The organism is Shewanella violacea DSS12, assembly GCF_000091325.1.
GTDB lineage: Bacteria > Pseudomonadota > Gammaproteobacteria > Enterobacterales > Shewanellaceae > Shewanella > Shewanella violacea.
The window spans coordinates 4,801,312-4,816,677 of record NC_014012.1; the positions used below are offsets into that span (position 1 = coordinate 4,801,312).

Below are 15,366 nucleotides of genomic sequence, written 5' to 3' on the forward strand. Positions count from 1 at the left end.
AGATGATGAACTCAATGGTTTCATATAATTACTGATTCAAAATGCCTGTGCTTACTGGAAATTATGTAGATTCCAGTTACCGATATCATCTTCTGTGCCGGCTTGACCATCTGGACCTGTGCTGAAGATATCCAGCTTGCCATTTTCGCCCGGGCTCAGTAACAAGTAATCATTTCTCCATGGATCTTGTGGTAAACGTTTCACATAACCATCTTCACGATAATTACGCGGCTCAGGTGAGCTATTAGGTTTTTGTACCAAGGCATCCAGACCCTGCTCGGTCGTTGGATAGATGCTGTTATCCAAACGATACATGTCTAAGGCATTTTCTAAGGCTACGATATCGGAAACTGCTTTTTGCTGATCGGCCTTATCCTTGTTTCCCATCAGGTTAGGAACAACCATAGAAGCTAGAATCCCTAAGATTACGATAACTACCATGACTTCCAGTAGGGTGAAACCTTGCTGCTTATTTCTTATTTTCATGTACAAATTCCTCTAAAAAAACGCTCTGAATCTCTATTTAGATCCAGAGAAAATGAATAACGAAAAGCTTATTTTACTGATAACACGATTGTACGATTAATCCTAATTAACCACTGACCATGTTATTAAGCTCTAAAATTGGCTGTAGAATAGCCAAGACGATAAATAACACTACTGTTGCCATGCTCACAACCAACATAGGTTCAAATATCCCCAGTGCTATAGTGACATTCGACTCGAACTCTCTGTCCTGATTATCTGCAGCCCGCTCGAGCATCTGTTCTAGCTGGCCACTCTTTTCACCCGAGGCGATCATATAGAGCATCATAGGCGGAAAAAGTTTCGTATTCGTCAATGCTGCACCTAAACTTGTTCCCTCACGCACTCGCGCCGTAGCCTCTTCCACCGCCGCTCTGACCTTGACATTAATCAAGACTTCGCTAGCTATTCGCATCGCATCTAGCAGGGGCACTGAGCTCGCCGCTAAGATACTCAAGGTTCTCGCGAAACGTGCCGTATTGAGTCCCTTACTGATCTTGCTAATAACCGGTAGCTTGAGGAGCAAGGAATCATACTTCATTCTATATTCTGGTTTAGTCAGTAAGCGTTTAAACAAGACAAATGCACCGGCCACCACACCTAAAACAATAAGCCCGTAGTCTCTGACAAAGTCTGACGATGCAATCAGTAATTGAGTCGTCCAGGGTAACTGCTGGCCCATATGTTCAAACTGGCCAACCACCTGGGGCACTACCGCCGCCAGTAGAATCCCAATAACACCTATGGCCACAACGGTTAATACTATGGGATAGATCATCGCCTGAGTCATCTTGCTTTTCAGTTGCTGCCTACGTTCGGTGTAATCGGCCAAGCGATTTAGCACCACCTCCAGATGACCAGATTTTTCACCCGATGCCACCATGGCGCGATAGAGATCGTCGAAGATATGTGGGAATTCAGCCATAGAGTCGGCTAAACTATAACCTTCGACCACACGAGAGCGCACCGCCATGACCATGCTGGCCAGACGATCTTTCTCGCACTGCTGACCGACCGCTTTCAAAGCCTCCTCAATGGGAAGCCCCGCCGCAACCAGAGTGGCGATTTGACGTGTGATGAGTGCAAGTTCTGCCACGGATATACCGCGCTGAAAAAGACTTTTCCCTGCGGACTGAGCCTTAGATTCTTTCTCGATAACCGGCTTGATCTCTAACGGCATCAAGCGTTTATCTCTTAGCTGACCACGAGCATGACGAGGGGTATCCGCCTCTATCACACCTTTCTGCTGCTTTCCTTGTTTATCTAATGCTTTATATTCAAATGCAGGCATAGAAAATCTCCACAGCTTCAATTACTTTATCTAAAACTAAGTATTCAAATACAGGCATGAATTATTCCTCGCGAGTAACGCGTAACACCTCTTCGAGGGTGGTTTTTCCGGCCAGAACCTTACTCATGCCATCATGACGAATACTCGGTGTGGTTTGACGAATAAGCTTCTCGATGGCTAACTCACCACGTCCTGTATGGATAAGTTCACGGATTTCGTCATTAACGATAAGCAGTTCATGAATACCCGTTCGACCGCGATAACCATTATTGCCACAAGACTTACAGCCTTCGGCGCGATATATGATCCTTTGATCATCATCAACAAGACCGAGTAACTTACGTTCACTAAGATCGGGTACATGTTCAGATTTACAATTAGGGCACAAGGTTCGAATCAAACGCTGGGCCAGCACGCCCAACAGACTCGATGAGACAAGGAAAGGCTCCACCCCCATATCTTGTAAGCGAGTGATGGAACCAGATGCGGTATTAGTGTGAAGAGTCGATAACACCATATGACCAGTTAATGATGCCTGGACGGCAATCTGAGCCGTTTCCAAGTCACGGATCTCACCTATCATCACCACATCGGGATCTTGTCGCAGTATCGCTCTTAGGCCACGAGCGAACGTCATGTCAACCTTAGCGTTTACCTGAGTCTGACCCACCCCCTCAAGTTCATACTCGATAGGATCTTCAACCGTAAGAATATTGGTGTCTTTGGAGTTCAGCTCGCTAAGACCAGCATATAGAGTTGTACTCTTACCCGAGCCCGTAGGACCAGTTACCAAGATAATGCCATGGGGCTTGCGGATCAATTCATCGAATTGAATACGGATCTGCTCTGTCATACCAAGTTGAACTAGGTCTAAGTTACCGGTATTTTTGTCCAGCAGGCGCAATACCACACGCTCGCCGTGACTCGACGGCATAGTCGACACACGTACATCGACGGCACGACCACCGATTCGCAGTGAGATACGACCATCTTGGGGTACTCGCTTCTCAGCAATATCCAGACGTGCCATCACCTTGATACGAGAAACCAATAAAGATGAAAGCTTACGATTGGGCTTGAGCACCTCTTTCAACATGCCATCGACCCGGAAGCGAACAATTAGCTGCTTCTCATAGGTCTCGATATGAATATCTGAGGCTTCCTCTTTGATCGCTTCCGATAACAAGGCGTTGATCAACTTGATGATAGGCGCATCGTCATCGCCTTCGAGCAGATCCTCTGTCTGAGGTAACTCTTCGGCTAACGTATACAGGTCCATCTCATTGCCAATATCTTCCATCAACTGCTGAGCCTCGGAAGAATTAGCCTGATATGCATGAGTTAATCTAGCCTCAAATTCGGCCGGTACCAGCTGCACCAAAGGCAGTTCACGCCCCGTGTAGCGTCTAACCTCTAGCAGAGCAGACAAAGGAGTCTCGGCGGTATGATACAAGGTCAAAGCATCGTCGACACCCGCATCTAGCACCACATAGAAACGATGAGAGAAAGCGAAGGGTAAGCGCTCCCTGCTATCGGAACGATACTCTTCATCACTGTCGATTTCAGCATCTTGCCAAACCTCTTCAGAAACTAAAGCCAGCTCATCACTCTGAGGGATTTGAGTATTACTCATCGGCGTTATCATCAGTATCTAGAGACTTATCGTGTTCCTTGCTCTCGGAGATGCTCTTAAGGGCAGGGTCTGTCTTACGCATTCTTGTCTCCAGACCTTTACCCTCTTTGTAGCGCTGTAGAATATCATTGACCTCAGGCGGCAGGTATTCAGACTGGTTCCACTCTTCGAGTATAGGCACATCGGTATTCGGCATCAGATTAATGCCTCGCTCTTGCTGCTCTAACTGCAGCGCACGGAAATAGTTATACTTGCGACCTGCTATGCCTTCCATTGTGATGCCATCACGAATAATGGTTGGCTTGATGAATATCATCAGGTTTTTCTTCTTCTTACTGCTAGATGAAGACCTAAACAGATGGCCAATTAGCGGTAAATCACCGAGGAAAGGTACCTTCTGCACACTCTCCTGCACCTCTTCGTTGATCAGGCCACCTAAGACGACAATCTGACCCGAGTCAGCCATCACAGTAGTGGTCAAACGACGGGTTGCAAAGGTAACATCGACAGCAGTCTTACCATTGATACCCGAAACTTCCTGCTCAATAGTCAGCTTAACTGAGCTGCCTTCGTTAATCTGGGGAATAACTTTTAACTTTACCCCCACCTCTTTACGCTCGACGGTAGTGAAAGGGTTTTCGTTGCCATTACTCGAACTCTGGCTACCGGTTAAAATGGGAACCTCGTCACCCACTATAAATGAGGCTTCCTGGTTATCTAGAGTCGTGATAGAAGGTGTCGCCAATACATTTGACTTGGTATCGCTAGATACCGCCTGAATCAAGGCTGCGAAGTCACCTGTGGCCACTCCCCAGGCCATACCATTAACTTTACCCAACGCTTGGGCTAACAGTGTGATGTCACCGGGAGTATCCGGGTTATCGGTACAGGTTTTATTGTCGCCTGAACCTGTACATGTCTGTGAGGCTTTCTGATCCTTGGCCAACCAGACACCGGCACCAATCTCACCAATTGTCGGGCCTAAGTTATTAAACTGAGTACCACCACCCGATGCCGTAGCCCACTGGATGCCGAAACCAACGTCATCGCCCTCGGCCACTTCAACGATTATCGCCTCGACTAATACCTGAGCACGACGAATATCCAGCTGATTGATCACGCTATCTATGGTGCGCATCTGATCCGGTTGCGCCGTAATAACAAGGGCATTCGTCTCGGCATGGGCCATGATATTGATATCTTTACGGCGTTTATTACCACCTGGCTTACCACCACCATCTTTATCGCTGGACAGCTGATCGGCTAAGCCCATCAATACTTCGACAAGATCTTCTGCATTGGCATATCTCAGATAGCGAACCTTAGTATTACCTGTACTGGCCTGCTCCGCGTCTAGCTTCCTGATTAATTCGACCACGCGTTGACGGCCCTTCACATCACCACTGACAATCACGGCATTCATACGCTCATCGGCAACCACTTTAGGCGCCTGACTCGACTGAGACTTGTTGCCAGTTACACGATTTAAGGTCTCTATGATACGAACTATCTCACCGGCAGATGCAAAGTTGAGGGGGACCACCTTCACTTCGGTATCGCCTTGCTTGTCGACGCGACGAACAATTTCGACCAGCTTGTTTACCACGGCCGCGCGACCAGAGATCATCAAGACATTCGATGGATCATAGTTAACTACGTTACCGCCGCCGGCATTATCATTAAGCTGACGTAGCAGAGGGGCAAGTTGTTTCGCTTCCGTGTTGTATAGGGCCACGATGCGAGTCACCATCTCATCGCCAACACCTGGAGTATCATCATCAGCCACACGAATAGATGCTGTTTTAGCATCCTTATCTTTGATCACCTTGATGATATTGTTATCCATCTCTACGACGGCATAACCATAGACCTGCAGCACATTGAGGAAGAATTGATAATATTGCTCATCATCGAGTAGATCATAGCTGCGGACATTGATCTTACCGCGAACCGTGGGATCGACAATAATGGTACGGTTGAGGTTTTTACCAACGATATTGATAAATTCCTGGATATCAGTTCCTTTAAAATTAGCCGCATATTGCTCTGACCAAGCAAGTGTAGGAGTTAAAAGAGCGGCTCCCATCACAAGTCCTGCAATTAATTTTCTGCGAAAACTCTTATTATTCATTATTTTAATTCCCATAAACCCATTAGTTCGCCCATAAGGCTCAAACAAATACTGAGGAGGTGTGAAGACTAGGAATTCGTCTCACCCTCTAATTTTAATTATTCCGGTAAACTGAACATGATCTCTATTAGCTGACCATCTCTTTCGACCATAAGAGATATTTCAGTTAATTCAGGTAACTGGGCCATCACTTCCATGGACTGGCTCATTGAAGTGAGATCATAACCATTCATAGACTTAGCAAGATCATTGGTTTTAAATCCAGCTCGTTTAAACAGCTCTCTGTCTTTGCCTGGATTCAAACGGTAGCCACTTAACTCACCGTTACGACGTACGGGTGATATGGATAAAAAGTCTGTAATTTTACCTGGATCGGCCAGTAACTCTTCACGAGACCGCTTTATATCTTGGGCTACCTGCTGATTTTTGCGCTTATCTATCTTCCTCACCGATTTGGCTCGTTGAAGTTGCTTATTAGCCTGACCGTTAGTCTCATATTTAAGACCATCGAGCATTAAGGTCTCATAACGTCCCGAATTGGTAATTATGATGCGATCGGCGTAGACCTCTTTAAGGGATGCTGAGGTGCCTTTAATCTTATCGCCTAGACCATAAGTATTCTGAGTTCCCCCAGAGGCAATAACCGCTAAGCCTTTCTGCTGTATGGTCGAGGCGACCACGCCAGTTAACTGAATCGATAGGGAGGTTTTGGGAGCGTCAGTGATCATCTCAGCGACGGGCTCAGCCTCAGACTTAGCCGTATCGGCATCCACCTTGCCAAAAAGCGCCAGTTTTTGCAGCACTCCAATATTCACATCACTTCTGGAGCTGCTATTAACTGGCGTCGGGCGCCAGGTTTGAGCCCCATCCGATACAGGAATGAGCTTCCAGGTGATCTGGGCAAAAAGGTAAATAACAAGCACTAAAACAAGCCAAAAAGTAGCTGAACTCAAAGGCTTATGTGGTATGTCTGCGACCTTGGTAATAACTTTATCTAATAAATCCATATTTATGTGGACCCTCTATACAGGTCTCTGTTCTGATTATAATAATTTAGTAAATCCTGACTCATGCTAACTCACACTGTTGAGCGCAACAAGAGTAACAAGCTTATAACAGCTGCATAATTGGCTAGACTAGCCAAATTATGCTAAATTTACGCGCAGAATAAGGGTGTAAAACCGACAGCTATCTTAGGTGATTCGCGAGTTTTATAGAGATTTAATTACCCAGCATGTGAACTCGCCATCATTATATAGCACTTGATTACACTACGGAGACTCAATGACTAAATCCCTCGAACCCACAAGCTCGGTCCGACTGGATAAGTGGCTTTGGGCCGCACGCTTCTATAAAACACGTGCTATCGCCAAAGAGAAGATTAATGGTGGCAAAGTGCACTATAACGGCCAACGCACCAAATCGAGTAAAATGGCTGAGTTAGATGCCGTAATAACATTAAGACAAGGCTATGACGAAAAAGAAATAGTCATCAAAAAACTGTCAGAACAGCGACAAAAAGCAATTTTGGCACAAACTCTATACCAAGAAACACCCGAAAGCATAGCCAAGCGAGAGACATACGCAGAGGCGAGGCGGTTGAATATACTGAATAATCCAGCACCGGACCACAAACCAGACAAGAAACAACGACGCCAGCTCATACGCTTTAAAGAAGGCTAAGCGTTGAAAAATTGATACCTAGCCACCATATACTAGTTTAATTGGCGCCGATACATAGGCTTCATACTAAATGTAATTGTGAGATTGAGATGAGTAAAGATAATTTACACCGCTACCTATTTGAAAATGCAGACGTTCGTGGCGAATTAGTGCAACTCGAGAAGAGTTATCAAGAAATTTTGTCTGCCCACAAATATCCAGTACAACTTCAGCACCTACTGGGCGAACTTATGGCGGCAACATCTCTGCTTACCGCGACACTGAAATTCAATGGTGATATCAGTGTACAACTTCAGGGTGACGGTCCAGTATCACTTGCCGTTATCAATGGTAACAACCTACAACAGATACGTGGTGTAGCTCGCTGGAATGGTGACTTGAAGCAAGACGCCGATCTGCAGCAACTATTCGGCAATAAAGGCTATATGGTAATCACCCTCACGCCTACCGATGGTGAGCGTTATCAAGGTGTAGTAGCACTAGACAAGAGCACCTTAGCTGCCTGCCTCGAAGATTATTTCGCTCAATCTGAACAGTTACCTACCTATATCAAGTTGTTTGCCAATGGCCAACAAGCTGCAGGTATGTTGCTGCAAGTATTACCTAGCGAAGGTGAACATAATGTAGGTTTTGAGCATTTAGAGCAGCTTACAGCAACAGTGAAGGCTGAAGAACTGTATGATCTTGAAGCCGAAGATGTACTTCATCGTCTCTACCATCAAGAAGAAGTACGTCTTTTCGAACCGACCCAAGTCACCTTCTCTTGTACCTGTTCCAGAGAACGCACTGCTAAGGCTGTTCGCACAGTCCCTAAAACCGAAATAGATGCCATCATTGCCGAACTAGGTAAAGTTGATATGGGCTGCGAGTATTGCAACACCAACTATAGCTTCGATTCCATCGATATCGCAGCTATCTTCAGCAATGCTCAGTCTCCCGCGACTAAACAGTAATATAAACAATATCAATGAATCTAGGATGCCATAGGCATCCTTTTTTTTATCTCAAAAGTTATCGACTGACATTAAAGCGTTATTTTCCAGCTTTTCTCTGTTTGAACCTGATGGCCTGAGATTGTTGCAATGATCTTGCTAGCGGCTTGCTGTTTTAAGAGGGGAAAATGGTCGCGGACATAGTCGTCATGATCTTCTTCGCTCAACCAATAGCTAGTAACCAGATAACGCTGAGGCTCATGGATAAATTGCCATAAGTGTCCACCCAAGAACCCCTCAAGCTTCTGCATCCCAGGATTCCAGAGATCTTGCTGCTCCTGAATAAATAGATCTGCCTTAGTTGGGCTCACCTGACAATCGGCAATACGCATAAAACCGCAATCTGCTTGCCTATCTTCCGAGCGTTCGATAGAGCCTGGTATAGTCATCACAGCTTGTAAATATGAGACAGAAATAGCACTGTAAGTACCCGCTTGATTGGTATTCTCGGCGATAACATCGTGTTCTAACGTCATAAAAGCCTGAATGCTATTCATGTCTCGCCAAAGAGCCAAGATAATCGCCTTGCCAGTTGTCCGCTCCCAACCTCCAAGCTGAGATATAAAACCATCACAGGGCGCCGTTTCCTGCCAAAGACCTTGCCCCTTAGAAAATTCAGGCCTCATCTGTGACGTCACATCACATCGAATATATTTAGCTATCATGTCATTCCTTAACCTAACTCAAGGTCTTTAAAACAAGAAATCGATTCTTCTATGGACTGGTGAGTCGGTAAAACCTTCTGTTTCAACATCATATTTTGCCCCAATCTCGATTCGATTATAGATAGCCTCCGTGGTGATAAAGCTCTCTTCTGGAGTAACAATATAGAAGGTTGGTACACCCGAACAATTAGCTGCAGAACAAGCAGGGCTCCACTCTAGGTTTTTATTCACGACTTCAATGTTGAGCACCTGATTACTGAGTTCAAACCAGCTGAATACAATGACACCAAGTAAGATAAATGTAGGCACCAGAAACTTGGCAATGCGTGTCAGCCGCTTAAAGTTCTCATCTTGATCTTGTGGCATATATTTCCTTTATTCTTGGGAGCTGGGGAGCAACATCCAAGAATCTAAATTTAAAATGAAACTCAACATCATGATTCAACTAGCTCTAGACAGAGAATGTCATAGATGAATTAAAGCAAAATATAGGTTCAAAATCGGTATACATTTCTGCTGCCCAGCATTCAGCTCTAAACCTTGCGTACACTTCTCTGAATGGTGTTGCGATGAGGTTAGCCTCATCGGCCATTATGCTGGAAAAAATCTTCAGATTTAATCACTATATAGATAAATTCAGCTTCCTTGGTTTGCTCAAAGAAAACTGAGTCCCAAAAATAACGTTTTTGCGCCATCTCGTTTCTTGGGTATTCAATATGCTCACGCATATAAGTGATCAAATGCTCTAAGTGTGGACGAGAATCTGGCTGTAACTTAATTTTTAATAGCTTAGCTTCCATATTGAACAAGACCATAAACCCATAAAAAACCATCATATTCCACAATTGAAGCATACTAGATTAAATAATTTTCACTCACCAAGACTTAAGAGTCATATCCGAACTAACAAAATATTCTAGTGTAGAGGCAACTTAGGGTATCGAAAACATGGATGTTTTAGTTAAGCGGCCATGGATGGCTTCACAGCGTCCCGAAAAGGTACCTGCACATAAGCGAGCCGCAGGCTATTAATTACCATTCACTATGACTGCCACATCAACTTTCCGACACTAAAAAATATACCAGCCTTCATTTCAAGGCCGAAAGTAAAGTGGCCATAACTTTAAGATCTTCTCTTGTACTCATTACAATTTTAATGAAATATATCAGGCTAATAATAAGACTAATATTGAGTACCTAAGATGCGTTTCAAACACTTATCAGCCGCCATCTTGGTTAGCCTTGCGAGTTATTCCGCTATAGCTAACGATGAAGTCGCTTCTCAGCTAGCAGAGCCCCAAATCGCTAACACTTACATCAACGATGCCATTCTGCCACCAGCTATCGAATGGCATGGCAAGAGTGAAGCCCTGCTCCTCAATGCCGATGATGAATGGGCGACCCCCTTCGAGAAAAATGGCCTCAAGACCAGCCCAAGTTATGATGAGACCTTTGCTTGGCTGGATAAGCTCATAGCCCAGACAGACATGTTAAACAAGGTTAGCCTAGGTAAGAGCCCACAGGGACGCGATATCTGGATGATCATAGCCTCGAGTGAAGGTGCCAATACGCCAAAAACATTAGCCGAGAAGGGTAAACCTAGTGTGCTGGTTCAGGCGGGGATCCACTCAGGTGAAATAGACGGTAAAGATGCGGGCATGATGTTACTGCGTGATCTGGTACTAGGAGGTAAAAGCGAATTACTCGACAAGGCTAACCTGTTATTCGTGCCTATTTTTAGTGTCGATGGTCACGAGCGTTCAAGCCAATATAATCGGGTAAATCAACGCGGTCCGGTGAATATGGGCTGGCGTACAACATCTAATAACCTTAACTTGAACCGAGACTATGCCAAGGCCGATGCATTAGAGATGCAGCATATGCTAAGAGCCATCAATGAGTGGCAACCGGATCTTTATATCGATGTCCATGTCACCGATGGCATCGACTATCAATATGATGTGACCTTCGGCTATAACTTGCCACAGGGACTCAGCCCAGCAAGCTATGCTTGGTTAGAAAACGATTACCGTCCACGTATCGAGTCGGCACTCACTAGCCAGGGCCATATTCCCGGTCCCTTAGTCTTTGCCATAGATAACACAGACATCACTAAAGGCATGTCCCTATGGAACGCCAGTCCACGTTATTCCAATGGTTATGGTGATGCCAGACACCTGCCGACTATCTTGATTGAGAACCACAGCCTTAAGCCCTACAAGCAGCGAGTGCTAGGGACCTATGTCATGCTCGAAGCAACACTCAAAGTAGTAGGTGAGCAGGCCACGAAATTAAAGTCAGCCATCAAGCAGGATAAATTCAACTATCAGCCAAGAGTGACACTCACCTGGAAAGATGCACAGCAGAAGCAAGGTTGGAACTTTAAGGGCATAGGATATCGCATGGAAAAAAGCCCAATCAGCGGTAATAATATCGTCAGATGGACCGGAGTTCCTAAGCTTTACCTTAACCTGCCCGTGATAGGCAATACAGTTCCAGACATCAGCGTGACTCGACCTAGTGCTTACTATATTCCGCCACAATGGACTGAAGTGATTGAGCGTTTGAAAATTCACGGGATCCGCATGACCAGGCTGCTCCAGCCAACAAAGATGAAACTGCAGCAATATGAACTCAGTGAGCCTAAATTCAGAAGCAAGGATTATGAAGGCAGACAGACGGTGAAGACCGAGGCAAGACTCGAGTCAATTGAGACCGAAATGCCTAGCGGCACGGTAAAAATCGATACCCAGCAACCCTTGGGCGATCTGGCTATCTTACTACTCGAACCCCAGTCCCCGGATTCTCTGCTGCAGTGGGGATTTTTTAACCCCATATTCACCCGTACCGAATATATCGAAAATTATGCCGTCGAACCTCTAGCGGCTCAAATGCTCAAGGATGACCCTAAGCTAAAGTTGGAATTCGCCACAGCCCTAAAAGATGAAGAATTTGCGGCAGACCCTAAGGCACGTCTGCGCTGGTTTTATCAGAGAAGCCCCTACTATGATGACCAGTACCAAAAATACCCGGTATTGAGACAGAAATAGCCCTAAGACGAATAAGAAGTACTCTCTAGCCGGGACAGATAATTAATCCCGGCTAGTTTTAATCTGTAGCCAGAGCGACTCATGGGTAAGTGGCGTCAACTCGGGTAAATTGGTATTGCTCAGACGAAACATTTTAGAGTCTGAATACTTTTCCAGAGGAAATACATTTTTGGTGACTGGGTGGTGTTGCATAAACACCTGTAACTTACCTTGCTTGGTTAAAGAGGTCAGTCCCTGCTCTAACCTCAGGGCTAAAGCTTCATTGTCTTTACTGACGAAGATATACATGGGGAATGGATAGCTGAGTAATATCTTATCGTAAGGGATTAAGTCCTGTTTATCAGCCCCCCCCAGCTCAGCGTAGACCTCGGTGATGCCTCGAGGAAAATAATCACATCGCCCCTGCTTGAGCATGCTATACATAAGAGCGAATTTGGTGACTCGTTCGACGCGATAGCCATTACTCTCTAAGATATCTGAGTCGGGCCATTGATCCCCCTGACATGCGATAAGGGCTTTTAACTGACCAGATGTGCCTATCTGCTGAAACGCTTGATACTTTTCTTCACGTATAACAGGGACTCTCACTCCCAATAAGCCTCCCATCAAGGGGACTCTAATAGCACGAAACTCCGCTTCTCTCTGTTTATTGGTTCCCGCCCAAAAGAGATCTAACCTTCCCTGTTTAAGCGCACTAAATGCCCGGTTCTGGGTATAAATCAACTCAGATTCGACCAAGCTGGCTGCACCATATTTTTCCCGAGTCAGCTCCAATATAAGGGTGATAAGATCGACATAATAGCTATAGCTAGCATCATCAGCAGACTTCTGAGGCTGAATAATGATGGGGGCAGCCCTGGTATTTGAGGCCAAAACCAAGGAAGAGATGAGTAGCAAAAGAATAATAGCCCGCATAGTTACCTTTGTGAGAATAGCGATAGGTTTGAATTAGATTAGATGTATCTAAACTTACTCTAATTAAACTAACTGACTATTTTACGACTGGCAAGCGAGGTAAAGCCAAGGCCTTACAAACAAAAAAGGCTCCCAATCAATGGGAGCCTCTATTCTGGGATTTATCTGTTCATATCTTAGATACTAGTAATTCACGCTATATTCGAGGGCTAAACGTCGCCCGTAACCTGAAAACTGATTGCGATATTTTTCCCAAACAACTTCTTTATTCATCTGAGACACCAGAGGCTGATAGTCTGCATTAAGCAAGTTATCTATACCTAAGGTAAAGCGCCCATAGTCTGTATCGAACGTCGAGATAAGATCCACTAAGGTATAGCCATCATAGGGAGACTCATAGTAACTATAGCCAGCCTCACTTTCCCGATCGTTTTTATCCCTATCGCCCACATAGTTAACCTGCATACGTACAGAAGCCATGTCGTTGAATCGGTAATCGGCATAGGCCGACGCCTTGATTGGGGTTATTTTTGTGCCATTCATCCAATAATCTACGCCAGTCTCACTGTTGGTGCGCTTACCTTCAGATTGAGATACCGAGGTGCCGATCTTTATTGCCTCATTGAGGCGATAATCCAGAGTAGCCTCGAAGCCCCAAACTTTCTCATCGGCGACCACCACGGCGGCAACGCGTTTGGCAATTAGTGCATCGACATTGTAGTCATAGGCATAACCGTCGTTGATATCGGAATAGAAGAAAGAAAGACTGCCTTGCAGGTCCTGATTTTTGAAGCGTAAACCCGTTTCATAGTAGTTTGTTTGTGTAGCTGGGATATCATCGGAAAACTCAGTAACACTGTCCACCGGCATGTCTCTCAACATACGCATATCAGCATGAGAATAGCCTTGAGAGAAACTGGCAAAAATATCGCTAGAGTCACTCAAGCTATATACCAGTCCTAAATTAACCAAGGGCTTATGGTACTTTAAGGTATCACCTTGTTTCTCACTAAGAATCCCTCTCTTGTATCTTTGATAATCAGGCACTTCAATCTCGAAGTTCTCATAGCGCAGACCAATTTGTAGAGTCAGATCTTCGGTGATCTGGTTCCAGTATTGGGCAAACGGGCTCAGCTTAGTCTCAGTAAGATCGCACACAGAGCAGATATATTGAGATTCAGTTATGGGAACACCGTTAACGTCTAAGCTTAGAATGACATCACGATCTCTACCTTGCTCGGTATTATCCTTACCGTATTCGAATCCATAGACTAAGCGGCTGCGATTATCTATGGTCCACTGCATAGCAGCCTTGAAACCACTCCTGTCGGAGACAATTTCGGAGCCAGACTCATAGCCTACATTGACCTTACTCATATAAGCCGAAAGACTTAATTGCTGGCCAAATACATCATCATGATCATAGGTAACTTGTACTGTGCTTAGCTCTGTCGTTGGGTTGGGTCCACTATATGGCTGAGTCTCATCGATTTCGACCAGTCCATTATCATCGTTAACACTACGTTTATAATGCAACTTGTTCTCTATCTTGTAGTGATGAGCTAGCAGGGCTACACGACTGGAGTCCATCTCTTGATCTAGTTTAACTAATACATCGTACTCATCCGCATCACCCATACCACCTTGGCTATTAGGCGCGCCGGGGAGCTGGTTACCGTTAGAATCATATAGGTTACCGCGGTCTTTACCCGATAGGTTCAACAAATAGCCTAGATCTGACTCTGTAGTGCCCGAGAAGGTCTGGGATATACTATAACCAGCATCGGATAGCTCATCGGAAAAAGCTTCCACTCCCACACTAGTTTGCATCTCGAAGTTAGCCGTAGGTTTCTTGGTGATCACATTGATGATGGCACCCGCCTCACCATTGCCATACATGGCGCTGGCGCCCTTGATCACTTCTATGCTCTGAATCACATCCACTGAGATTGACTGTAGATCACGGCCACCAGCTCTCAAAGTCGTTGAGATCAGCACACCATCGATCATCACTATGGCTTTACCACCACGGAAGTTCTGCCCAAAGGTTGACATAGTTTCGGTACTTGGAGAGAAGCCAGGAACTAGATTCGAAATGATTTCTGAGAGGTTACGTGCGACAACTCGTTGAAGATCTAAATCTTGCTGAGACACGATAAAAACTGAATTAGGAGTATCACTGAGTTTCTGTGCGAAAGGAGATGCGGTGATCAGGATGTGCTCGACATTGTCAGCATCAGATGTATTTACCGCTTCTTGCTGTGCAAGAGCCGAGCCTGCAGTCAGTGCTGCAACTACGGCTAGCCCTATCATACTTAATTTCACGTTATGGTCCATACTACAAATAGAAATCGTTATTATTACTATTTAAAAAACTATAACAATGAAAACGCACAAAATTTACAATTGATCAAAAAAACCATACAAGTTAACAATCAAATAAGTGCCAGTGTTATTGCCAGCACCTTAGTATTTATCGAC

The 15,366-nt window shown here is 45.1% G+C and carries 13 protein-coding genes; 3 read left to right on the forward strand and 10 right to left on the reverse strand.

The genetic code is table 11. From position 1 onward, the window contains the following. Window positions 1–51: 51 nt before the first annotated feature. The 5 genes from gspG to gspC form a co-directional block, all read right to left on the reverse strand. Complete coding sequence (gene gspG / locus SVI_RS19910) at window positions 52–486, reverse strand: type II secretion system major pseudopilin GspG (RefSeq protein WP_013053453.1); 435 nt, start codon at window positions 484–486, stop codon at window positions 52–54. A gap of 106 nt (window positions 487–592) precedes the next feature. Further along, window positions 593–1,816, reverse strand: a complete 1,224-nt coding sequence (gene gspF, locus SVI_RS19915) for a type II secretion system inner membrane protein GspF (RefSeq protein ID WP_041420129.1) — start codon at window positions 1,814–1,816, stop codon at window positions 593–595. 61 nt (window positions 1,817–1,877) lie between these two features. Next, window positions 1,878–3,449, reverse strand: coding sequence for a type II secretion system ATPase GspE (gspE, locus tag SVI_RS19920; RefSeq protein WP_013053455.1), 1,572 nt, complete (start codon window positions 3,447–3,449; stop codon window positions 1,878–1,880). Continuing rightward, window positions 3,442–5,580: a type II secretion system secretin GspD gene (gene gspD / locus SVI_RS19925; protein WP_013053456.1), complete on the reverse strand. Its 2,139-nt coding sequence runs from the start codon at window positions 5,578–5,580 to the stop codon at window positions 3,442–3,444. Before gspD ends, gspE begins: the two co-directional genes overlap by 8 nt. 98 nt (window positions 5,581–5,678) lie before the next feature. Then, window positions 5,679–6,587 (reverse strand): type II secretion system protein GspC, encoded by a 909-nt coding sequence (gspC, locus tag SVI_RS19930; protein ID WP_013053457.1) that lies wholly within the window; start codon window positions 6,585–6,587, stop codon window positions 5,679–5,681. A gap of 277 nt (window positions 6,588–6,864) precedes the next feature. On the opposite strand from gspC, the gene hslR reads away from it, so the two are divergent. Both hslR and hslO read left to right on the forward strand, forming a co-directional pair. Then, window positions 6,865–7,263 carry a ribosome-associated heat shock protein Hsp15 gene (gene hslR / locus SVI_RS19935; protein ID WP_013053458.1) on the forward strand — a complete coding sequence of 133 codons (399 nt, stop codon included), beginning with the start codon at window positions 6,865–6,867 and terminating at the stop codon, window positions 7,261–7,263. An 89-nt stretch (window positions 7,264–7,352) separates the two neighbouring features. Then, window positions 7,353–8,216: an Hsp33 family molecular chaperone HslO gene (gene hslO, locus SVI_RS19940; protein ID WP_013053459.1), complete on the forward strand. Its 864-nt coding sequence runs from the start codon at window positions 7,353–7,355 to the stop codon at window positions 8,214–8,216. Window positions 8,217–8,287: 71 nt separating this feature from the next. Here hslO and SVI_RS19945 read toward each other — a convergent pair whose 3' ends face one another. The 3 genes from SVI_RS19945 to SVI_RS21950 all read right to left on the reverse strand — a co-directional run bounded on the left by SVI_RS19945 (window position 8,288) and on the right by SVI_RS21950 (window position 9,756). Then, entirely contained in the window at window positions 8,288–8,920 is a 633-nt protein-coding gene (locus SVI_RS19945) for a DUF4937 domain-containing protein (protein WP_013053460.1), read from the reverse strand. A gap of 27 nt (window positions 8,921–8,947) precedes the next feature. Further along, window positions 8,948–9,286 (reverse strand): hypothetical protein, encoded by a 339-nt coding sequence (locus tag SVI_RS19950; protein WP_013053461.1) that lies wholly within the window; start codon window positions 9,284–9,286, stop codon window positions 8,948–8,950. A 215-nt stretch (window positions 9,287–9,501) separates the two neighbouring features. Beyond that, window positions 9,502–9,756 carry a DUF6176 family protein gene (locus SVI_RS21950; protein WP_013053462.1) on the reverse strand — a complete coding sequence of 85 codons (255 nt, stop codon included), beginning with the start codon at window positions 9,754–9,756 and terminating at the stop codon, window positions 9,502–9,504. A gap of 366 nt (window positions 9,757–10,122) precedes the next feature. Here SVI_RS21950 and SVI_RS19960 point away from each other — a divergent pair, with 366 nt between their 5' ends. Further along, complete coding sequence (locus SVI_RS19960; RefSeq protein ID WP_013053463.1) at window positions 10,123–11,970, forward strand: M14 family metallopeptidase; 1,848 nt, start codon at window positions 10,123–10,125, stop codon at window positions 11,968–11,970. A 42-nt stretch (window positions 11,971–12,012) separates the two neighbouring features. Here SVI_RS19960 and SVI_RS19965 read toward each other — a convergent pair whose 3' ends face one another. Together SVI_RS19965 and SVI_RS19970 are read right to left on the reverse strand one after the other, a co-directional pair. Next, window positions 12,013–12,885: a transporter substrate-binding domain-containing protein gene (locus SVI_RS19965; RefSeq protein ID WP_013053464.1), complete on the reverse strand. Its 873-nt coding sequence runs from the start codon at window positions 12,883–12,885 to the stop codon at window positions 12,013–12,015. 183 nt (window positions 12,886–13,068) lie between these two features. Further along, window positions 13,069–15,210 (reverse strand): TonB-dependent receptor, encoded by a 2,142-nt coding sequence (locus SVI_RS19970; RefSeq protein ID WP_041420130.1) that lies wholly within the window; start codon window positions 15,208–15,210, stop codon window positions 13,069–13,071. Between the last annotated feature and the right edge of the window lie 156 nt (window positions 15,211–15,366).